The sequence below is a fragment of the Paenibacillus sp. OK003 genome (assembly GCF_900109515.1).
GTDB classification, from domain to species: Bacteria; Bacillota; Bacilli; order Paenibacillales; family Paenibacillaceae; genus Paenibacillus; species Paenibacillus marchantiae.
Map to the genome: position 1 here is coordinate 204,130 of NZ_FOBD01000001.1, position 20,857 is coordinate 224,986.

A 20,857-nucleotide genomic window follows, 5' to 3' on the forward strand; every position below is an offset into this window, starting at 1 on the left:
GAAGCATAGCAAACTTAGTCTGGGAGGTAACTTTAAATGACACAACAACAATATCAGCAATGTATCGATGCTTGCCTGGAGTGTATGAATGCTTGCAACGTATGTTACATATCCAGTCTGAAAGAATATGATCTGGCAATGCTGCGTGATTGCATTCGTTTGAATCGGGAATGTGCGGAAATTTGTAGTTTTGCTGCTCAAGCCATGACACGTGGAAGTGATTTCATCGCCGAAATTTGCGAACTATGTGTGAAAGCATGTGAAGCTTGTGCTGCTGAGTGTGGCAAACATCAACATGATCACTGCCAGGCTTGCGCAGAAGCTTGCCGCAAATGTGCGGAGGCTTGCCGCATGATGGCCGCGGTTGCGTAAATATAACTCCATTGAATTAAATTGAATTGAAAATAAAAAGCCTGGATAATTTGCAAAGATGCCGGGCTAATCCCCTCACAGAAGACAACGTAATAAGACATCCGATAAGATGTTTTGCAACGCTGTCTGCTGGAGGGGATTTTTTATGGATTCAGCATATTAACATTCTTCACCATCGCAGGCGAGAACTTCTATCGCCAGCAGGCTCTCCATTGGGAAATGCATGTAACAGGTTGCCAAAGCAGAGCGTGATCTGTATAATGATGGCAATGAATTGAAACGATGAATATCCGTGATCGGGAGAGTAGCCAGAATCCATGCATGACAGCGAGCCGGAGCAGGTGGAAGCCGGTATGACATGACCTGAGTGAAGCGCACCCGTGAGATGGTTGTCCGAAGGCATGTTTACATCCTTGAGAGGATGAAGAGCAGGTCATGAGGGCAATCCGGCAGGCGGCCGTTAATCGCACCGAGCGGAGCAGACTGTGAATGTACTTTGATGTGCATTCGCCATCTGCTCACCTAGAGTGGTACCGCGGGAACTGTGAAGATCAGCTCTCGTCTCTGATATAGAGACGAGGGCTTTTTTTGTTTTCCATAGCATGGCTAAATATGATAATGACTAGGAGTGTTCAACATGTTGATGAATCAGGCAGCAGCACAACTTGCTCCCTTAACGGGATTGAAGCAAGACGAGGTGTTGAGATTACTGGAGGTTCCACCACAGGCGGAGATGGGAGATGCGGCGTTTCCCTGCTTTATTCTGGCCAAGTCGTTGAAAAAAGCACCCGCGGTTATCGCCGCTGATATCGCAGCTCAATTACAGACCGTTGGACTGGATGCTTCACCAGCAGGACCCTATGTGAACATACGCTTCAATCGGGAAGAGCTGGCACCGAAGCTGCTGCAAGAACTGGGACTTAAAACATTTGGCAAGCTGCAGCTGGGGGCAGGTGCACGCGTTGTGATCGACATGTCGTCGCCTAACATCGCCAAGCCATTCGGAATCGGTCATCTGCGCTCCACCGTGATTGGGGCAGCATTATATCGGTTATATAACGAGGCAGGCTATACTTCGGTCAGTGTAAATCACCTGGGGGATTGGGGAACGCAATTTGGCAAACAGATTGCAGCATATAAACGTTGGGGTAATGATGAAGCGCTACAGGCTGAGCCGATTCGTACATCATTGGAGTTGTATGTTCGTTTTCACGATGAGGCGGAGAATGATCCATCTTTGGAGATTGAGGCAAGAGATTGGTTCCGCAAGCTGGAGCAAGGGGATGAAGAGGCGCAGCGGTTATGGACCTTTTTTGTAGAGGTGAGCATGAAAGAATTCAACCGGATGTATGAGCGTCTAAATGTACGCTTTGACCATACGCTGGGTGAGAGCTTTTATAACGACAAGATGGGTGCAATAGTTGAAGAATTGAAAGCAAAAGGATTACTCGAAGAGAGCGAAGGCGCATTGGTGGTACGTTTGGAGGAGGAGAATATGCCACCTTGCCTGATTATCAAAACCGATGGAACAACCATCTATCCAACACGGGATTTGGCAACAGCCGTTTATCGTCATGATGTGATGAAGGCGGATAAAATGCTGTACGTGGTCGGGGGGGAGCAGAAGCTTCATTTCCGTCAGGTATTTGCGGTATTATCCCGGATGGGGTATCAGTGGTCTGAAATTTGTGAACATATTCCGTTTGGCTTGATGCGTTTCGAAGGACGGAAGATGTCTACCCGCCGGGGGAAAGTCGTCTTTTTGCAGGAGGTACTGGACGAGGCGGTTGCTCGGGCATTACAGATTATTCAGGAGAAAAATCCGAATCTGCGGAATTCGCAGGAGGTTGCGGAAGCGGTTGGTGTAGGTGCGATTGTATTCGGTGATCTGCGCAATAACCGGTTGAACGACGTCGATTTTTCGCTCGAAGATGCGGTGAGCTTTGAAGGCGAGACAGGACCTTATGTGCAATATACACATGCCCGGATTAACAGTGTGCTTGCAAAGGCAGCAGAGGCTGAGCGCGTGGGAAATGAAAATCAATTAGAGAATGTTCGTAGCAGTAGTAGTAACAATGCTGCGGCAAACTCAGAGAACAAGCCGGTCATGGTCGGTGACACTTCATGGGCATTGCTGAAACTGCTGGCGGATTATCCTCAGTATCTGGAAAAAGCAATTCATCGCAACGAGCCTTCCGTTGTTGCCAAATATGCGATAGATGTTGCCCAAGCGTTCAACCGTTTCTATCATGCGGAACGGATTGCGGATGCGCCGGCTGACGTAAAACCCTTCCGGGTCGCGTTAACAGAGCGTACGGCGGAGCGTCTTGCCTACAGCCTTTATTTACTTGGCGTTCAGGCTCCTGAAAGGATGTGATTCCATGGGATGGAGGGCAAGTGCCAGGGCAAGTAGATTCTTTGATAAAGCAGGAAAAGCAGCAGCAGACTTAAACGGACGAATCATATCGCTACAACAGGTGAGCAAACGACTTGGGGATGTGCAGGTATTGAATGATATCAATCTGGAAGTAGGTCAGGGGGAGTGCATCGTCCTGGTGGGCAGGAATGGCTCAGGCAAAAGCACATTGCTGCGTGTGCTGGCGGGTATGTTACTGCCCGACTCAGGCTTGCTGCGCCAGCCTATGCATGGACGGATTATGTATGCACTGGATGGACTGCCACGCCTGCCCTTCACCCCAAGAGAGTATCTGTGGGAAATGGGACGTATTCGAGGCATGCGCCCTGAAATATTGCGACAACGGATAGGCGAATTGAGTGAGCTGTTATTCGTGGGCACGGCGCTGGATCAGAACCTGCCTCAGTTATCCAAAGGTACGTTGCAGAAGGTGAATTTGATTCAGGCTTTGCTGCCTGGACCTGATGGGTTATTGCTGCTTGATGAACCCTTGTCTGGTCTGGACGTTCCGGCACAGGAAGCAATTGTAGCTTTGCTCAGACAATGGAAACAGGAAGGAAGCCAGATCGTTACAGCTTGCCATGAGCCATTGCTGATTGAACGTCTCGCGGATCAGGTCATCGTGTTACAGAAGGGAACGTTGCTGCGTCGCTGGAGTCAGGAAGATTTGCAGCAAGCTGGTGAGCCCGCTGTGAGTATCCAAAGTGTGATGGAAGGGCTGGAACAATCCGTTATCGATGTGTTGCTTGTTGATCAACCGGGAATCATTGCATGCCATCGCGGTAAGGTTCGTCAGGATGATGGGCGAGAAGTATGGGATTGGAAGGTGTCACGCAGTTCGGCAGATCGGATTATTGGAATGATTCTGGCTGCTGGCGGTTCCATTGTGTCTGTACAGCCGGAAGAGAGCCAATTAAATATGGAAGGGTTGATGGAGGGGCGGCACCCAGGTGAGGCTATAAGTAGGGAAGTTGCTGAGAGCCTTTCCTCTATATCTGCGGCAGGAGGCGACCTCCAATGATCCATTTGACCCGTTATTTATTAAAACATTACATACGTTCACAGAAATATGTTGCGCCGGTGATCTTTTATATCATTACGATGGTGCTGATCTATTCCTACAAACCTAATCCTGTTGCAGACAGTTACAGCGTTACGGCCATGCTTCTCTTTTTTGGTGCGGCCTGGCTGGGCTTGACGGTAATGAATACGGAACCTGCGGGGCAGTATCAATTGCTTGTTCTGCATGCAGGTAGCAAACGCAAGGTAGTCTTCGCACAATTAATTTGTGCGTTGATCATGCAGTTCGGCCTGACTGCAATTACCGTGTTATATCCGGTTGTTACGGGCATGTTTGCGAGGCTACCAAGCGCTGGGGAGTGGATCATGGCTTGGGCCGGACATTTGGCGTTGTCGCTCCTGGGTCTGGGGCTCAGTGTGTTCTTCCAAAAATCATACATTCCCATGCTGAGCCGCAGTATGCCGCCTTTCATTGTTTTATTGTTATTATCGTTTGTCCAAGGTTCATTAAGCGGACGTTTGCCTGAATCCATACAGTGGGTTGTCAAGATTCTGCTCCGGCCTTTTATCTCGTTCGTGAGATGATGTTATTTGAAGAATCGAAGTTGGGGGCTGTTGTTCTGACGACAGTGTGGACTATACTCTATGCCATAGTTCTACTCATCATTCATATATGGTTATCGGGAAGAAGGGATGTACGGAGTTAGAGCTATTATGCCGCTGAACTTGAATGTTGGTCCGTGTTTCGTTACCATAGAGGGACGTTGGATGGAAAGTATGGTACGGAGATAAAGGGGGCTCGCTTATGCAAAAGACAGACATGCAGCATGGTGACATGCTGGACAGCGAACACTCCAGAGAATTGTTTGCATACTACGGATTGGCTGTATATTATGGACAGGCGCTTGAACAGCAACTGGTCAATCTGATTTTATTAATGAAAATGTCCCAGGGCAAGGTTGTATCCGAAGAAGATCTGGAAGATCTGTACGAACGGAAGATGAGCAGTTCACTTGGGCAACTCATTCATGAGGTGCGTCATCATTTTACTTTTTCGGAGGAAGAGACTCGTCAGTTGAATGAACTATGGAAGCAGCGTAATAGCATTGTACATCACTATTTTAAGGAACGCATTCATGAGACATTCAGTCCTGAAGGACGATCACGCATGATCAAGGAGCTGGAGGATTTCAAAGACCGTGCACAGGAACTGGAGATTAGTCTGCAGCAGTACACAGGTGCCTGGATTGCAGAGCTGGGGCTGGATGCTGAATCCGCTGCGGCGTTGCAGACACTCGAACGTATGCATGCAGAGAGCATGCACGCCCGGGCACTGGAAGAGGATGAATCATTGTGATGAAAGGCAAGTCCCGTATGCGTAAAATAAAAAGCAGACACTGGCTTGTAATAACCATTGCATCGCTTGTGTTGCTTGGGGTCATATGGACGATAACTACAGCTTCGCTCATCTGGGCCTACACCGATGATGAATCATCCAGACAGAGTGATGCAGCCATCATCCTCGGTGCAGCCGTAGAAGGGGACAACCCTTCACCCGTATTTCGCGAACGTATTGAGCATGCCATCGTATTATATCGCCAGGGGACGATCAGCCATCTGCTCTTTACTGGTGGTTCTGGCAGTCCAGGTGAGCGTGCCGAAGCTGAAGTAGGACGAGATTATGCTGTTGCACATGGTGTAGATCCGGCAGATATTCAAATGGAGACAGAGTCGAGAATTACAGAGGAGAATCTGGTGAACTCGCTTAGCGTTGGAGAACAGGCGGGTTTTCGCACCTACACCCTTGTAAGTGACCCGCTGCATATGAAACGGGCGATGAAGCTTGCTAAGGGACTCGGCATGGATGCTGTCCCGTCCCCAACACGAACGACGGCTTACCAGACCTGGCGCAGCCAATTTCCTTTTCTGGCAAGAGAAACGATATTATATATGGGATATATGGTCAAAGGATGGATAGATGGATAGACAATCCGCAGCAGCACGGAAAGTGACTGGACTGCGCGATTGTCTTTTTTTTGCGTATGTTGACCCGACGTTTCTATGTTCCGGGATAATTAATCGCTGCACTAACCAGTGCAGCCACCCCAAAACCGATGAACCACCAAGGCCAGCGCCGATGATTGTTTTTACGTATACCGATGAACAAACTGATGATCCCCGCAAGTAATACCACGGTAGCCAAGCTGCTGCCAACAATCCAGCCGATGCTCATATGTTTACCTCCTCTATATGGAATGTTAAGAAGAGCTCCCTATGGTGAGCTTCCCACCTCTGACCTCTGCTTGAAATGGATAAGTACCGTTACGATACGTATGTTGATTATGATTGGATTGAAGCGGGAGATCACTGCTGAATCGGCCCCCAGCCTGCTTGAAGTCTAACTTGAATCCATCGTTATCTGCTGGGATTCGCACTTCAACGTTACAACCTGTGGAGCGACTATCCAGAGATTGAAGCATCGTTGAGGAGTGAATGGTGAGTTGGCTGCCTGTCACTTTAGATTGAATATGGGTGAACTGACCTGATAATTGAACAGGTGAAGAAGTGGATTGCAGTTGCATATGTTCGGCATGGAGGTCTGTTGCTGTAACCCGACTGCCCACGGATCGTAGACGGATATGCTGGGCATGGCCAGTTAAGATGAGCTTGCCGGATGTACAGTCACAATCCCATTGTTCCGAAGAAACGTTATCTACAAGAAAGTGGGAACCAACTCCGTTGATCGATAGCCTTTTCAAGACCGCAGGCGGCAGTACAATGTGGAGCGATGTGCGGTGAAAGTTAATGCCCAGCGGAAAAGCTTGTTTTCGTCCATCGATCAGATGTAATAAACCGTGGCTGACGTTAGCTTCAAAACATCGAGTTCTTGGAAAACGAGCGGAGCCCCATTGAGTAACACGAATAACCGCTTCTGTACCTTGGCTGATATGCACTTCGCCTTGCATCCATTCCAGAGTAAGAGCGAGAAGGGGGTCTTCAGACAACCATTCTTTGCAAATCATCTGTCCATTAGGTTTCAAAATGGTTATCCCTCATTTCTGTCATCGTCTTCATCCAGAATAGGATAAGCACCCATGGCAGCATGTTGGTCTAGAATACGTTCAATTAGCGATTCACTCACAATATCGGCACCAAGCATGTTCATCAACCGCTGTAAAAAATAAAGACGTTGCTTCGTTTCGGTCGAATTGCGGTCGAACAGTGTTGGATTAATCCATATATTGACCAGCATCATGAATACTTCTGCACAAGCTTCAGGATCTTCGGTATGGATAGATCCATCTGTAATGCCTTCACGCAAAATCGCTGCAATCACCGGGGCATCGATTCGCACGGCTTGTTGAATCCCTCGTACAATGAACACTGGATTTTTGATCTGGGCTCGAAGTACGCGATCCAAGGAATGAGCCTGTTGATCAGAGACGACATGCTCCAAAATCTGAACTAACTTGTTTCGTGCTGGGGTGGTCGTTGTATTTGTAACTAATTGATCCAGCATTTGAGCCGTATAGTTGAACTGTTGCTCCAAGACCGCCTCCAGTATTTCCTCTTTGGATCTAAAGTGATGATACACAGCTCCCTTGGACATGCCTAGGGCAACAATGATGTCCTGGATACTCGTCTTTTCAAATCCTTTATCTGTGAACAACTGCGCAGCGACGTTCAGAATCTGCTGTACTGTCTGCTCAGGGTGCTTATTTCTGGCCATAATAACCTCCTTATATTTTAGATACCGACCGTTGGTATGTATAATACAGAGAGATGTTTCCATTGTCAATAAGAGGAAATCAGAAGGAGTGAATACACGAAGGAAGTTTATATCGATCAAATCTTGAGTTTATTGAGAAAAGGTAAGATCAAGAAAAGATAAATAAGAGCGGAGAAAAGTAAAGTGGGACCAGAGTAAAGTAGATTGAGCAACCAACCTTCTTTCGGATTTTGCGTCATGGACAAAATAAAACCGATCCGCCGCAGACCAAGAGGTCCACGGGCATATCGGTTGGTTGTTGAATTGAACTTGAATTCCCGTTTTACTTACACGCCGCCTCCAGCAAAGGAAGAAGTGGTTCGAATGGCCTCACCCAGTGGGTTGTTTCCATTCGTATCCGGTGCTGCTTGGGCACCTTGCTGTAGCTGATACATCTGATAATAGCGTCCCTTGAGTTTCATCAGTTCATCATGGGCACCTTGTTCCACAATCCGTCCGCGATGTAGGACGAGAATCTGGTCTGCTGAACGAATGGTGGACAGACGGTGGGCGATGATGAAGGTAGTCCGGCCTTTTTTGAGGACTTCGAGTGCATTTTGAATCAATGCTTCCGTTTCCGTATCAATATTCGCCGTAGCTTCATCGAGAATCAGGATGGCTGGATCGAACGCCAGTGCACGAGCGAAGGAGATCAATTGCCGTTGTCCGGCAGATAAGGTACTTCCTTTTTCGATAACCGGCTCGTCGAATCCTTGCGGTAGATGGGCGAGAATTCGCTCTGCACCTACATCGCGCAGCGCCTGTTCAATCTGTGCTCGAGTAATCTGTTCATCTCCGAGACTGACATTGGAAGCAACGGTACCCGTGAATAGGTACGGATCTTGCAGTACAATGCCCATATGTTCGCGAATCCACTGTTTAGGCAGATCCTTCACGTTCTGACCGTCAATCGTGATCTTGCCCTTCTGTGGATCATAGAACCGGAACAGCAGGTTGATAATCGAGCTTTTACCGGAACCGGTATGGCCCACCAGGGCGACCGTTTGACCTTGTGAGGCTTTGAACGAAATGTTGTTCAGCACATAATCTTTTTTATAGGCAAAAGATACATCGTCAAACACGACATTTCCTTTGTACCTCGGCATCGAGCCATCGGTTACCGGTTCACCTTTCTCATCCATCAGTTCAAATACACGTCCGGCGGATACCATAGAGGAGTCCAGGTTAGCGAGTTGGTTCACCATACCTGTAATCGGCTGGAACAAACGTCCGAGAACGTCAACGAATGCATATAGCACACCCAGTGAGATGATACTCGTGCCGTCCAGCACACTAGAACCGAAGTACCACAGAACAACTGCAAAAGCGATATTCCGCAGGACGTTAACCAGGTTGTGTGAGGTGAAAGCGTTCAGGTTGAGCATTTTATTCTGGTGTTTCATATAATCATCATTCAGATCCTCGAATTCCTGCTTGGTCTGTTTCTGATGACGGAATACCCGGATAATGGACATCCCCTGAATGGATTCGTTAATAATTGCATTAATCTCGCTCAGACGTGAACGAATAATTGTATTGTAGCGAGTAGCGATTTTACGATAAAGCACAATCCACAGAACCAGCATCGGCACAACGAACAGCGAGATCAATCCGAGGCGGAAATCCAGCAGGAAGAGCGCAACGTACACTCCCGTAATTGTAATGATGCCTGAGAAAAAGTTCGAAAGAACCGCAACGAACAGATCCTTGACGGCTTCAGTATCGTTGGTGACTCGAGAAACCACTTTCCCTGCGGGCAGGTTATCGAAAAAGTGTACTGGCAATCGCTGGATGTGTGCATACACATCGTTACGAAGTCTTTGAATGACTTTGTTGGCAGAGGATTGCAGCCAGTATGTTTTACCAAACTCCATTATGACCGAGATGACAAGGAAGATCATGTAGTACACAATCAGTTGATAGATGCTTGGCATTTCCGGTTTGTAAAAGGCAAAGAGTTCACCAGCGGATAGAGGCACCGCCGCATATTGACCCGTCACCTCGCCTGCGCGTGTAACCGTCAGTGTTCCGTCCGCATAGGTTCGGTCCCCATCGGGGGCACTAACAGGTTCGTTCACAAAATAAAAACTTCTACCGGCTTGCAGTACGCGTACCTCGGTACCTTTCGTTTCATCCGGTTCAAACCGGCCTTCACGTTTGTAGTTCTTTCCATTGTAGACCGCCGCTTCGCTTGAAGCTGTAGTCTCGTAGAATGGCTGCTCAATGGCGAGCAAATGATTGTCGATCATGGACTTGGCGATGAAAGGGCCGGCAAGTTCAGCCGCAACTCCAATCGTAAGCATAATTAAAGCGGCAATAAACGTACCTTTGGCTTTTAGGGCGTATTGAAGCAGCCGTTTGCCTGTATTAGACTTCAAAGCGTTGACCTCCTACGTGGACAAATTAGACTCCACCTGTTGCCGTTCATACTGTTCACGGTACCAGCCGTTCATAGCAAGCAGTTCCTGATGGGTTCCTTCTTCCGTTATTTTCCCGTGCTCCAGTACGATGATTCGGTCAGCGTGTTCAATAGCGGACAGGCGGTGAGTCGAGATCAGCGTTGTTTTGCCCGAGCGTTTGTTGCGTATATTTTCAATAATTTTGGCTTCAGTTCGTGCATCGACGGCAGATAAAGCATCATCTAGAATCAAAATGTCCGGATCGGCGATAAAGGCACGCGCCAGCGATACACGCTGTTTCTGTCCACCGGACAGCGCAATTCCTTTTTCACCAACGAGTGTGTCCAGTCCATCGGATAATGTGCCCAGATCTCCATCAAAGGCTGCGGTGCGAATCGCTTCCATAATTACACTGTCATCTGCACCCGGCTTGCCGAATTGAATGTTCTGACGGACTGATTTGGAGAACAGCACCTGTTCCTGTGGAACATATCCAATCCAGCTGTGCAGGTCATCTTTGGCGATATCCTGAATCGGATGACCAGAGATGCTTAATTTACCCGATCCTGCCGGGTATTCATGAAGCAATTGTTTGAGCAGGGTGGACTTGCCGCTACCTGTACGTCCCACGATCCCCAGTGTCTGCCCGCGTCGAAGTGAAAAGCTGACATGACTGAGATTGTCTACAGTAGAACTAGGATAACGGAAGGTAACATCCTGCATGGCGATCTCTTCCGGATTAGTAATATGAGCAGGCTGCTCAACATCTTTCACGGCAGGTTCTACAGATAGCGTCTCATTAACACGATCGAGTGAGGCGCTACCACGCTGCATCAAGTTAATCAATTCGCCAATGGCGAACATTGGCCAGATCATCATCCCCAGGTACATATTGAACGATACGAGATCCCCTAGGGTGATTTCATTATGAAAAACAAGATAAATGCCATAGGCGAGTGCAATCACATAACTGAGTCCGACACATAACCGGATGGTAGGTTCGAACAGTGCATCCATCTTGGCAACGGCCAGATTTTTGCGGTACACATCTTCGGTGACATCGGCGAACCTTTTCTCGTCCAGTCGTTCCTGAACATAGGCACGCACAACTCGAATGCCGGCAATAGATTCAAGCACCTGATCGTTCATATCCCCGAATGCATCCTGTGCCAGTGTGTATCGTTGATGGACGGCTTTACCATAGATCATCATGGCGATAGCGATAAAAGGCAGAGGCAGAATTGCGGCCAGGGTCAATTTCCAGCTAACTAGAAAACCCATGGCGAATAATACGGTTGCCAGAAAAGCAGTGGAGTCGGTTAACGTCAGCATGCCGAAGCCTGCTGTGGTAGCAATGGAACGAAGATCATTCGTGGCACGTGCCATCAGATCGCCAGTTCTGTTTTTCTCAAAAAAGGGCGGGGTCATTCGCAGCAAATGGTCCATAAAGCGTGACCGCAGCAAACGTTCAACCAGATTGGCACCGCCAAACAGTTTGTGCATCCATATGTACGTTGTCAGATAAATAATGATGACCGATCCTAGAATAAGTAAAATGTAACGTGTAAGTGAGGCGCCGGTGATGGAACCGCGTACAATCTCGTCAATGGCATTGCCCAGAAGACGAGGTGGCAGCAGTTCGATGATGCCCACCATAATAAGCAAGGTGACACCAATGAGGTATCGTTTGCGTTCCAGCCGGAAAAACCAGGCTAGATTTTTAAGTACAGAGAACAAGTGGTATCCCTTCCTTTCAAGTTCGTGAAATGCATGTTCCGTTCATGTTTAGCCATTTGAGCCCACAAAAAAAGACATACCGCACGCAGGCGGTATGTCTTGGGTATCATTCATACGGCAGCATGGCTCCGAGAGCAGAGCCACCACCGTAAATAAAGTTCGATTGTGAGAGTACAAAACAGCAAACCTGATTAGAGGCTTCTGTGATGCGGTCTTATGAACGGAATAACGATTTCATGGGTGCTCCGGTATTTAGTTGTATGCTGAATTGATGTAGATCGTCATTGTTAAACACCGTAATCACCCTTTCTTTTTTGGTAATAAATTGCATGTGGATCTCGTATGTTTGCATCTTAACACCGACTTTTACAATCTGTCAAACGTTTTTCCAAAATAGAAGATGCTGCGCATTGTGATGGAATTATGACAAGTGAATGAACTTTTTTTGTTTATTTGGGGTAGTTGAGGTTTGTAATCAGGCCATTGTAGCGATATGATGGAACATATATATAGAGAAGGAGCTGACACCAAATGAGTACCATACATGTATCTGACCGCGCTGCTCGCTGGTATAAGGAAGAACTGAATTTGAACGAAGGAGACAGCATTCGCTTCTTCGCCCGTTATAGCTCCGGCGGAGGTCTGCATCCTGGCTTCTCCCTTGGAATTGCCGTGGAGGAACCGAGACATCCTGCTGATCAAACGAAGGTATCGGGTATCCAATTTTTTATGGAAGATCATGATTACTGGTATCTGAAGGGTCATCAACTTCATGTAGATGTTGTTGAAGAAGGACAGGATATCGAATATCGCTACACTGAGATTTAACGTGATGTCTCCGCGTATATAGAATGGCTCATCACCGGTCGCACCGATTTTCGAACAGGAGGAGATACGACATGAATCCGCCAGCCCGAGATTTGGCCCAGTATATCGCGAATCGCTCTCATATTGTTGTTAAGGCAGCGGTTCGGGCTGAGAATGAACAAGGTGAATTATTGCTGATCCAGCATGCTGAACACGGACATTGGCGTATTCCTGCGGGACAGATGCGCCCGGGAGAAGCCATTGAGGACACCGCGCACAGGGAACTGTGGGAAGAAACGGGGTGGACCACCAATCATATGACACTTGAGGGTTTGCATTCCGGTCCGAATCTGAGACATTTGCATGCCAGTGGGGATGAAGAATATTTTGTCATTGCCATGTTCAGGACACAAATTGTTCAGGATTCGCTCGTAGAATCCCGAGTGAATAGCGAAGCAGGGCTGAAGTTTTTTGATCTCAAATCATTGCCCAGGCTGAACGATCTTAGTCGCTTGCTGCTGAGGTCTTCCGAAATCGAATAAACGCAACAAAGAAGACGCCTTTCCTGCCGGGAAGGCGTCTTCTTTGTTGTGGCAATCAGCAATCTATGGACCGAAATCCATGAGTAAATGATCTTTCTTGTGAGCTATCTGTTTCTCGTCATAACTAGACTTGATCAAGCGGTTCTTCATCATCCATCGCAAAATCAAAATCGTCAATATCGAACACCTGCACAGGAGATGCTGATTCAATAATGCGTGCGATCAATTCGACCTGATCGGTAAGGATGGGGGTATCCAAACGCTGCGAAGTGAGAAGCAGTTCAGTCTCAATGGGATCAAAATATTCCCCATATTGTGCGGTATCAACCGCATTAATAATGGCGATGGAGACCTGATCACCAAACAAAATGGATGGACTTTTGGCCCAGGGAACAGCCAGGGCGCGCTCTATTTTTTTCTTATTCAATGGTTCTTCAAAATAAGAAAGCATTTCGTTAATCTTGGATTTCACATGCTGGTCATCCGCCGGATTATCCATCAAAGGGTCAGGGCTGGTCTGAAATTCATATAACTCCAGGATGGTGGTGTAAGGAACAATATATTCAACAGGCGCCGGCGGCGCGAGCAATTGACCGTAAATTGCCACCATCACGGCTTCTGTAACAAACTGACGTGACATGGGTTCCTGAATCCTCCTGCGGCCATTATATAGTTGCGAGGTGAATCAATTTTATTTTGTATAGAGGATCATCAAATTGATTTCTCTGCTATGGACTTGGGTGCTTGAATTGCATGAATAGAAGTATATCATACAATGGTGGGAAAAACAGCCAGTCAGCACAAGGATGTCAAGTCCCAACTTTGATCATGATTTTCCGAGCAGTAACGATAAAATTCCTGCTGCAATCAGGGGACCGACCGGTACACCCTTGAACAAGGCAACCCCAAGCACCGTACCAATAAGCAGCCCGGCAACGACGGTAGGCTGTGTACTCATTAGCGTGGCTCCTCGTCCGCCCAGATGAGCGACAAGTAATCCCACACCGATGGCGAGCAGCGACTTCCAGTGCAGAAAAGACTCTCCAATCGTCTGCAAACTGATCTTGCCGCTGGCGAGAGGTGCCATAACACCAATGGTCAGGATGATGATACCGATCGTAAGTCCGTACTTTTCCAGCCAGGGAAAAGCCTGATTAAAGTTCAGCACCCGCAGCAACAATAGAAATACCATGGCTACGGTTACGGGTGTATTACTGCTGATAATACCTAGCGCGGCAAACACGAGCAACAGCAGTGAGGTCATATCCATCGATTTCATTCCCCTTCGGTCTGCCCGCGATGACGACCTACGATGTGTTCTGCAATATATCTTCCATGCCAGCGCCCGGATTCAATAAATACTTCATTGGCATTGCGGCCTGATGCGATTACTCCGCCAACGTATATGCCTGGCACGCTGCTTTCCATTGTCTGCGGGTCATACACCGGTTTATCCATATCCTCGGACATCTCGACACCTACGGAAGAAAGCAGCTTGCGGTCAGGACGGAATCCGGTCAAGGCCAGCACAAAGTCATTGTCGAGTTCACTTGTGGATCCATCAGAATGCAGCAAACGAATGGAATCGTCCAAAATTTCATTTACACGCGAGCCAAGGTGCAGTGAAATTTTTCCTTTTTGCACCATGCTTTCAAACAATGGACGAACCCACGGTTTAATATGTTCCGAAACACCGCTCCCACGATAAACCATGTCAATATGTGCGCCGACACGAACCAGTTCCATGGCAGCATCGACAGCTGAATTACTGCCTCCAATAATGGCGACACGTGTACGCGTGTAAGGATGAGCTTCACGGAAATAGTGAGTGACTTTATCCTTGTCTTCGCCAGGGATGCCAAGATAGTTAGGGTGGTCAAAATAACCTGTAGCAACAACGACATTTCGTCCTTCATGAACGATTGCTTGCCCACGCCGATTGATTGTATGTACCTCGAACGTGCCATCGTCCTTGCGTTTGATTTCTTGGGCTTCCTCATAGTTATGAACACGCAGGCCGAAATGTTCGGCTACCTTGCGATAATAGGCAAGTGCCTCGTAACGAAAAGGTTTGTCGTTCGGTGTGCTGAACGGAATATTCCCGATCTCAAGTAATTCCGCTGTACTGAAAAACTGCATATGGGTTGGATACAGATAAATAGATTGGACGATATTGTACTTCTCAACAATTACAGCGGAGAGTCCCAGCCGTTCGCATTCAATGGCAGCAGATAGACCGCATGGGCCTCCGCCGATAATAATGACATCTTCCATGTTCTTAATCCTCCTTATTTCAAGCACTATAATCCTACCGTAAATAAGGGTTTAATGCCAGTTCAAGAAGGATAAGAACGTAAAGAATTGATCTTGATCCTGGGGAATTGACTTAGAAGAAGAAAAAGACTAGTATCAAATTAGATGATTATCTAAACGAAAGCGAGTTGAACGAAATGCAACTGGAGAAGATTGTGGCTTACCATAAAGCCCTGGCTGATCCGACCCGACTTCGGATGCTGCTGCTGTTATCCCAGGGGGAACTGCATGGTCAAGCGCTTGCCGAGAAGCTTAACTTGTCTCAGCCAACCGTTACGCATCATGCATCCAAGCTAAGAGAAGCGGCGCTAATCAAGGAACGCAGAGAGAAAAATACGGTGTTTTTCTCACTCAATCCTTATTTTATCCGGGAGCACGCGCAGGCTTCAGTTGATTTTATTTTTAGACAAGAGGAGGTTGCCGATATGAGTGATGTGAATGAGACGCTGAAGGCATCGGTGATGCGGAATTTCTTCTCGAAGGATGGACGATTGCGTCAGATCCCGGCTCAATACAAGAAAAAGCTGATTGTACTGGGTCATTTGGTAGAGCAGCTTGAATTCGGACGGAAATATACAGAGAAAGAGATCAATGCATTCATTCAAAACTATCATGAGGATTTTGCCACTATTCGTCGGGAGTTTATCATGCACCAGTTCATGTACCGGGAAGATGGGATCTATGAACTGAATCCGAAGGAAATGTGGACACGGTGGGATCAAGTAAATTAAGTGAAAAATAATTAGACTTGACAAAAGTGGTTGAAGCTGTGTAACATGATGGATAATTCTACAAGGGAGGCGATGTTAAATGACAAATCTAATGGCAGTATACGTTAATTTGAATATGAACAGCGTCTCCGGAACGGATCAATGCATGTAATTTTACGACAGTTGGACAGTATTGTTCGCAATATTGTCCATATGTACGTAATATAGATTAACATGCACAGATGAAGCCACGGGTGACGTACCCGTGGCTTTTTGTATGCCGAAAATGGGTTGTTTCTGGATAACGAGTATCGGATTGTCGCAATGATGCGTCCGATATGAATGCCATACAAACAATCATCCATTCGGCTAACTTCTTATTGCCGCGGGTGCAGTGCTGCTCGTGGTCTATTTGGTTTTGATGCCGGACCGGAGCGTTCGTTGTTGATTGTTGTCAATGTCAATGAAGAATAACACACCATTTATCGGGAGGAATTTTTATTTTGAATAACACGATGGAGAAATACGGCTGGTCTGCAAAGTGGCAGGAGTTGTGGCAGCAGATGGGTATGGAAGAACAATTAAGAAAACCGGCAAGAATTATTGCGGATCACGGGCAATTGCTTCGCCTGATTACGGCTGAAGGAGAATGCTGGGGACGGGTATCCGGGCGGATGCGACATGATCATGAGGAGACTGGCATTGTACCAGCCGTTGGGGATTGGGTCGCTGTTACAGGGCAAGCTGGAGAAGAAGCCATCATTCACAGCATTGTGCCACGTCAGAGCAGGGTATCCAGACAAGCCGCTGGTCCAGTGACCAAAGAGCAATTAATTGCGGCGAATGTGGATACATTGCTGATTGTTGCCGCTCTTAATCATGATTTTAATCTGAGACGGCTCGAAAGATACATTATGATGGCCTGGAATGGTGGAGTCAGACCTGTCATCATTCTAAGCAAAAGTGATCTGAGCGAGAATGTGGAAGAACAAATTTCGCTGGTGGAAGGCATTGCTCCGGGGATTGAAGTGTTGGCCATATCGGCTGTTCAGGATCAGGGCAAATCTTTACTTGAAAAATTTCTGTCTCCAGGCACAACGGTTGCCTTGACGGGTTCTTCCGGTAGTGGCAAGTCTACTCTGGTCAACTGGATGATGGGCGAGAGTGTACAGCTCACGCAGGCCGTTCGTGAGGACGACAGCCGTGGACGACATACGACCACTCATCGGGAAATATTTGTACTGCCGCAGGGAGCGGTATTGATTGACACGCCGGGAATGCGTGAACTCAATCTGTGGGATGAAGGTCAGGATGGTTTGTCACATGCCTTTGGTGAAATTGAGCAGCTTGCAACGGAATGCAGGTTTCAGGATTGCACGCATACCCGGGAAGCCGGTTGCGCCGTGAAGGAGGCTATTCAGGAAGGTTCATTGGATGAAAAAAGGCTGGGCAACTACTTGAAAATGCAGAAGGAAATGAAGTTTCAGCAGCGCAAGGAAGAGGCAGCATCCAAACGACGGACCGCTTCAAGCAAACCCGTCAGTTCCCGCAAACCGAAACATGTTCGCAGTGCAAAAGACTGGGAAGAGGCCTGAGACCAGGTGGGCATACCTCTGTATCCTGCATAAGATAGGGCAGGAGGGATGTCATCATGCCAGATTACAGCATTATCGTGGACCTGTCGGATCACATGTTATATCTTATGGATGGCCCACAGGTGGTTAAGGGCTATCCTGTCGCTATAGGCAAGATTCTCACGCAGACGCCTAATGGCGTGTTTACGATTATTAACAAACAAGAGAACCCAGGAGGGCCATTTGGCGTTCTTTGGATGGGGTTGTCGGCGCCGCATTATGGGATTCATGGAACCAACGATCCTTCATCCATTGGCAAGTCCGTTTCTCATGGATGCATACGCATGTATAACTCGGATGTGCTGGACCTGTCATCCAAAGTGTCGGTGGGCACACAAGTAACGATCCGGCCCTAGGGCCGGATGTATCTGAACTGGGGATTGTAAAATCACGGCGTAGCCGATAGAAAGGGAGTAATAACATGCGAATCAGACCAGCGCGTGAAGGGGATGCGGAAGCCGTAGCCCATGTACATACAGAGAGTTGGAAAACGACATATCGAGGGATCGTGCCGGATGACTTTTTGGACAATCTGACTACGGAATCAAGGTTGTCCCAATGGGAACGAAATATCCGTTCTGGCGAAAAGGATCAGATTCTGGTGGTGGCTGAACAGGAGGATGGGAAAATTGTCGGATTCGCTTGCGGTGGAAAGGAACGTGAAGGCATATTGCCTTACGATGCTGAGCTGTATGCTATTTATTTACTGAAAGAAGTGCAACAAACGGGTATCGGCAAGCAAATGGCGAGACACGTCGTTCGTTATCTCCATTCCCTGGACATGAGGAACCTGTTGATCTGGGCACTGGAGCAAAACTCAGCCTGTCGTTTCTATGAAAGAATGGGCGGAATCCCTGTCCAAACCCAGCATATCCGGATTGGCGGTCAAGATCTGTTGGAGGTTGCTTATGGATGGGAGGACTTGACTCTTTTTGGAGAAAAGACGGTGCCCGATAGTTGAATAAATGCAAATATGGCTGAATGTGTTGAGCATTGAGGAGCTTTTCCCATCAGATGATGAAAGGATTCATCTGTGCTTCGCGTTTGCGCAATCCTTGACAAGGTTAATAAACTACTACACCGCTTTGAGGTGAGACATTCAATCTTGTTTGGGAGGCGTTATTCAGATGACTTTAATGGAGACAGAACATACAACATGGACGAAACAATTTATTAATGGCGAATGGGTAGAGGGCTCCGGCGAGAAGATAGTTGAAAATAAAAATCCGTACACGGGAGAGGTCTTCGCAACCTGGCGATCCTCGAACAAGCAAGATATAGATCGAGCATATGAGGCGGCTCAAAAGAGCTCGGTGGAATGGAAGAAATCCCTGCCGGTGGTAAAAGAAGGTGTACTCCGCAAAGTTTCGGCTTTAAAGGTAGAGTGCAAACAGGAAATTATAAATTGCTGATTACGGAATCCGGGAGCACACGCATCAAGGTCGAGGCGGAGCTTGCTTCTGCGAAACGGATTGTGGATGAAGCTGCCTCGTTCCCTTATCGGATGAAGGGGGAGATTCTGCCCTCAAATACACCAGGGAAAGAGAATCGTGTTGTACGGGAGCCCAAGGGAGTTATCGGCGTGATCGGCCCTTGGAATTTTCCTTTGCACCTGTGTTTGTGTTCCGTAGCTCAGGCTATTGCTTTGGGTATATAATCAGATAGGGTTCGAGAAAGAGTGACAAAGATTGCGCAGAGTCCGCCTTAAGCTTGATGGGGCGGCCTTTTGCATGTTTTTACACATTTGAAAAATAGGTGAGGAAATGGTGTGAAAAAGCTGTTTGGTATACCAGTAATCTGGTTATTTATGGATACACGGGCAGAACAGATCCGTAAATCCAATAGGTAAAGGGGCCTGAACTTCATGTCCATTGACCGTTTCATTCTGAGAAAGCTGAATACTTGTCAGGAAGAGAATACACGTGATAATCTGGTTCGGTTGTTTGTCATTCGAATCCAAAAAGCCGAGATGGAAGAAGAACACGAGAACGCTTATGTTGTGAGCAGATTGCATTAGAAATAGATAGAAGAGATTGCTATACAAAAAAAGGAAGCTTGTCCTTAAAGGTAAGCTTCCTTTTCCTTATGTTTGCGAATGAATAAATTCGCAGTTTCCATGTTGAAGTAAACAACTGACTCATCTTAATAAAGGGATAAGGCGAGGGTGTCATTTTCGCTACGGCTGTGAAGAATGGCTTCACCACCAACAATCTCAATACTAATCAATGATTGCAGACATTTCTGTAAAGCACGTTTACCATTGCTAATCTTATGCTCAAGGGCACTGCTAAGCAATCGTAGTGTCTTTTGCACAGGTTGTTTGTTTTCTTGATTGAAATATACAGGGATTGATTTGTTTTGAAAAGTTATTAGTGTTCTCACTAGAAATCACCTCACGGGAGTTATTTCTTACTGGTTATATTAAATTCCAATGCTTAAAATTACCTTAAAATCAGCTTATGAAAACATAAAGGTGTGCAATGTTTGAAAAGTGTTCACAATTCAATTGTGGGCGAACCAATAAAAAGTCCCGAAAAATCAATTTACAGCTTCCATTTATATGGAAGAAAGACATGTGGTTTCGCATCCTTGCAATAATTAACGTGACTACTGCCTCGAAAGTTCTGAGTCGAATGGACGATATTTTAATATATACGTGGGTCATATGTAACAAAATTACAGGTTGCACATTGCAAACAGGGTGTTTATGTAAGAAAATAGGGATGGAATAACGTTTCATCTGCATTTTTTTGATTTAATTTGACACTAGGACAATTTACATATGAGACCATGGGAGGGATTATTTTGATTCTAACCGTGTATTCCGGCCGGGAGGAAGGCGAGTGGTTCGACATCGAGGTCCCTGATGAATGTACTATTGAACATCTGAAGACATTGCTGGGAGTCCGCATTTTCGGGCAGGCGCCGGGAGAGGGCATTCAGTACATCCTTGAAGCCAAATTTCCGGAAGGATTATGGTTTTCGCCACAGAACGCACAACAGTTAATGGAAACAGGGCTGCGTCAAGGAAGCTGTGTGCGAATCCAGCGGGCGTTCTCCACTACTTCTGAAGAAGCGCCAGTGTATGGAAGACGTTCATTGTTTCAGCAGGACAGCAACGAATGAATGATCTGGACG

The 20,857-nt window shown here is 47.1% G+C and carries 24 protein-coding genes and 1 pseudogene; 16 read left to right on the forward strand and 9 right to left on the reverse strand.

Translation table 11 applies throughout. The annotated features are described in order from the left end of the window. Window positions 1-36: 36 nt before the first annotated feature. The 6 genes from BMW94_RS00930 (at window position 37) to BMW94_RS00955 (ending at window position 5,794) form a co-directional block, all read left to right on the forward strand. A complete protein-coding gene (locus BMW94_RS00930; RefSeq protein WP_090993583.1) occupies window positions 37-372 on the forward strand; it encodes a four-helix bundle copper-binding protein in 336 nt (111 codons plus the stop codon). A 637-nt stretch (window positions 373-1,009) separates the two neighbouring features. Then, window positions 1,010-2,749, forward strand: coding sequence for an arginine--tRNA ligase (argS, locus tag BMW94_RS00935; RefSeq protein ID WP_090993585.1), 1,740 nt, complete (start codon window positions 1,010-1,012; stop codon window positions 2,747-2,749). 4 nt (window positions 2,750-2,753) lie between these two features. Beyond that, the gene (locus BMW94_RS00940; protein ID WP_090993587.1) at window positions 2,754-3,809 is read left to right on the forward strand and encodes an ATP-binding cassette domain-containing protein; all 1,056 of its coding nucleotides are present in this window, start codon (window positions 2,754-2,756) and stop codon (window positions 3,807-3,809) included. Then, entirely contained in the window at window positions 3,806-4,393 is a 588-nt protein-coding gene (locus BMW94_RS00945) for a hypothetical protein (protein ID WP_090993589.1), read from the forward strand. Before BMW94_RS00940 ends, BMW94_RS00945 begins: the two co-directional genes overlap by 4 nt. 220 nt (window positions 4,394-4,613) lie before the next feature. Then, window positions 4,614-5,165 (forward strand): hypothetical protein, encoded by a 552-nt coding sequence (locus tag BMW94_RS00950; RefSeq protein ID WP_063566340.1) that lies wholly within the window; start codon window positions 4,614-4,616, stop codon window positions 5,163-5,165. After that, complete coding sequence (locus BMW94_RS00955) at window positions 5,165-5,794, forward strand: YdcF family protein (RefSeq protein ID WP_090993591.1); 630 nt, start codon at window positions 5,165-5,167, stop codon at window positions 5,792-5,794. Before BMW94_RS00950 ends, BMW94_RS00955 begins: the two co-directional genes overlap by 1 nt. 73 nt (window positions 5,795-5,867) lie before the next feature. Here BMW94_RS00955 and BMW94_RS30335 read toward each other — a convergent pair whose 3' ends face one another. The 5 genes from BMW94_RS30335 to BMW94_RS00975 all read right to left on the reverse strand — a co-directional run bounded on the left by BMW94_RS30335 (window position 5,868) and on the right by BMW94_RS00975 (window position 11,713). Next, window positions 5,868-6,041 (reverse strand): hypothetical protein, encoded by a 174-nt coding sequence (locus tag BMW94_RS30335; RefSeq protein WP_162842452.1) that lies wholly within the window; start codon window positions 6,039-6,041, stop codon window positions 5,868-5,870. A 25-nt stretch (window positions 6,042-6,066) separates the two neighbouring features. Continuing rightward, window positions 6,067-6,849, reverse strand: coding sequence for a DUF4097 family beta strand repeat-containing protein (locus BMW94_RS00960; RefSeq protein ID WP_090993593.1), 783 nt, complete (start codon window positions 6,847-6,849; stop codon window positions 6,067-6,069). Window positions 6,850-6,854: 5 nt separating this feature from the next. Continuing rightward, window positions 6,855-7,538, reverse strand: a complete 684-nt coding sequence (locus BMW94_RS00965; RefSeq protein ID WP_090993595.1) for a TetR/AcrR family transcriptional regulator — start codon at window positions 7,536-7,538, stop codon at window positions 6,855-6,857. A 326-nt stretch (window positions 7,539-7,864) separates the two neighbouring features. Then, the gene (locus BMW94_RS00970; RefSeq protein ID WP_090993597.1) at window positions 7,865-9,955 is read right to left on the reverse strand and encodes an ABC transporter ATP-binding protein; all 2,091 of its coding nucleotides are present in this window, start codon (window positions 9,953-9,955) and stop codon (window positions 7,865-7,867) included. Between the two features lie 12 nt (window positions 9,956-9,967). Continuing rightward, window positions 9,968-11,713, reverse strand: coding sequence for an ABC transporter ATP-binding protein (locus tag BMW94_RS00975; RefSeq protein WP_090993599.1), 1,746 nt, complete (start codon window positions 11,711-11,713; stop codon window positions 9,968-9,970). 531 nt (window positions 11,714-12,244) lie between these two features. On the opposite strand from BMW94_RS00975, the gene BMW94_RS00980 reads away from it, so the two are divergent. Together BMW94_RS00980 and BMW94_RS00985 are read left to right on the forward strand one after the other, a co-directional pair. Beyond that, a complete protein-coding gene (locus BMW94_RS00980; RefSeq protein ID WP_024630313.1) occupies window positions 12,245-12,541 on the forward strand; it encodes a HesB/YadR/YfhF family protein in 297 nt (98 codons plus the stop codon). Between the two features lie 71 nt (window positions 12,542-12,612). After that, window positions 12,613-13,062 (forward strand): NUDIX domain-containing protein, encoded by a 450-nt coding sequence (locus BMW94_RS00985; protein ID WP_175480540.1) that lies wholly within the window; start codon window positions 12,613-12,615, stop codon window positions 13,060-13,062. A 124-nt stretch (window positions 13,063-13,186) separates the two neighbouring features. Here the strand turns inward: BMW94_RS00985 and BMW94_RS00990 are convergent, their stop codons facing one another. The 3 genes from BMW94_RS00990 to BMW94_RS01000 form a co-directional block, all read right to left on the reverse strand. Beyond that, window positions 13,187-13,702 carry an ADP-heptose synthase gene (locus BMW94_RS00990; protein ID WP_090993603.1) on the reverse strand — a complete coding sequence of 172 codons (516 nt, stop codon included), beginning with the start codon at window positions 13,700-13,702 and terminating at the stop codon, window positions 13,187-13,189. Between the two features lie 186 nt (window positions 13,703-13,888). Beyond that, window positions 13,889-14,332: a DUF441 domain-containing protein gene (locus BMW94_RS00995; protein ID WP_090993605.1), complete on the reverse strand. Its 444-nt coding sequence runs from the start codon at window positions 14,330-14,332 to the stop codon at window positions 13,889-13,891. Between the two features lie 5 nt (window positions 14,333-14,337). Beyond that, window positions 14,338-15,336 carry a YpdA family putative bacillithiol disulfide reductase gene (locus BMW94_RS01000; protein WP_090993607.1) on the reverse strand — a complete coding sequence of 333 codons (999 nt, stop codon included), beginning with the start codon at window positions 15,334-15,336 and terminating at the stop codon, window positions 14,338-14,340. Window positions 15,337-15,512: 176 nt separating this feature from the next. On the opposite strand from BMW94_RS01000, the gene BMW94_RS01005 reads away from it, so the two are divergent. The 7 genes and pseudogenes from BMW94_RS01005 to BMW94_RS30340 all read left to right on the forward strand — a co-directional run bounded on the left by BMW94_RS01005 (window position 15,513) and on the right by BMW94_RS30340 (window position 19,736). Beyond that, complete coding sequence (locus BMW94_RS01005) at window positions 15,513-16,106, forward strand: DUF2087 domain-containing protein (protein ID WP_063566331.1); 594 nt, start codon at window positions 15,513-15,515, stop codon at window positions 16,104-16,106. Window positions 16,107-16,427: 321 nt separating this feature from the next. Further along, on the forward strand, window positions 16,428-16,559 hold the full coding sequence (locus BMW94_RS31085; RefSeq protein ID WP_302847970.1) for a hypothetical protein: 132 nt from the start codon (window positions 16,428-16,430) through the stop codon (window positions 16,557-16,559). A 29-nt stretch (window positions 16,560-16,588) separates the two neighbouring features. Beyond that, window positions 16,589-17,680, forward strand: a complete 1,092-nt coding sequence (gene rsgA, locus BMW94_RS01010) for a ribosome small subunit-dependent GTPase A (protein WP_254790063.1) — start codon at window positions 16,589-16,591, stop codon at window positions 17,678-17,680. A 56-nt stretch (window positions 17,681-17,736) separates the two neighbouring features. Beyond that, complete coding sequence (locus BMW94_RS01015; RefSeq protein ID WP_090993609.1) at window positions 17,737-18,075, forward strand: L,D-transpeptidase; 339 nt, start codon at window positions 17,737-17,739, stop codon at window positions 18,073-18,075. Window positions 18,076-18,140: 65 nt separating this feature from the next. Then, entirely contained in the window at window positions 18,141-18,680 is a 540-nt protein-coding gene (locus BMW94_RS01020) for a GNAT family N-acetyltransferase (protein ID WP_090993611.1), read from the forward strand. 175 nt (window positions 18,681-18,855) lie between these two features. Then, window positions 18,856-19,376: pseudogene (locus BMW94_RS30070) on the forward strand (aldehyde dehydrogenase family protein). A gap of 207 nt (window positions 19,377-19,583) precedes the next feature. Further along, the gene (locus BMW94_RS30340; RefSeq protein WP_170867771.1) at window positions 19,584-19,736 is read left to right on the forward strand and encodes a hypothetical protein; all 153 of its coding nucleotides are present in this window, start codon (window positions 19,584-19,586) and stop codon (window positions 19,734-19,736) included. A 125-nt stretch (window positions 19,737-19,861) separates the two neighbouring features. Here the strand turns inward: BMW94_RS30340 and BMW94_RS01030 are convergent, their stop codons facing one another. Then, on the reverse strand, window positions 19,862-20,101 hold the full coding sequence (locus BMW94_RS01030) for a hypothetical protein (protein WP_090993615.1): 240 nt from the start codon (window positions 20,099-20,101) through the stop codon (window positions 19,862-19,864). Window positions 20,102-20,524: 423 nt separating this feature from the next. On the opposite strand from BMW94_RS01030, the gene BMW94_RS01035 reads away from it, so the two are divergent. Beyond that, the gene (locus BMW94_RS01035; protein ID WP_063566325.1) at window positions 20,525-20,845 is read left to right on the forward strand and encodes a hypothetical protein; all 321 of its coding nucleotides are present in this window, start codon (window positions 20,525-20,527) and stop codon (window positions 20,843-20,845) included. Window positions 20,846-20,857 lie beyond the last annotated feature (12 nt).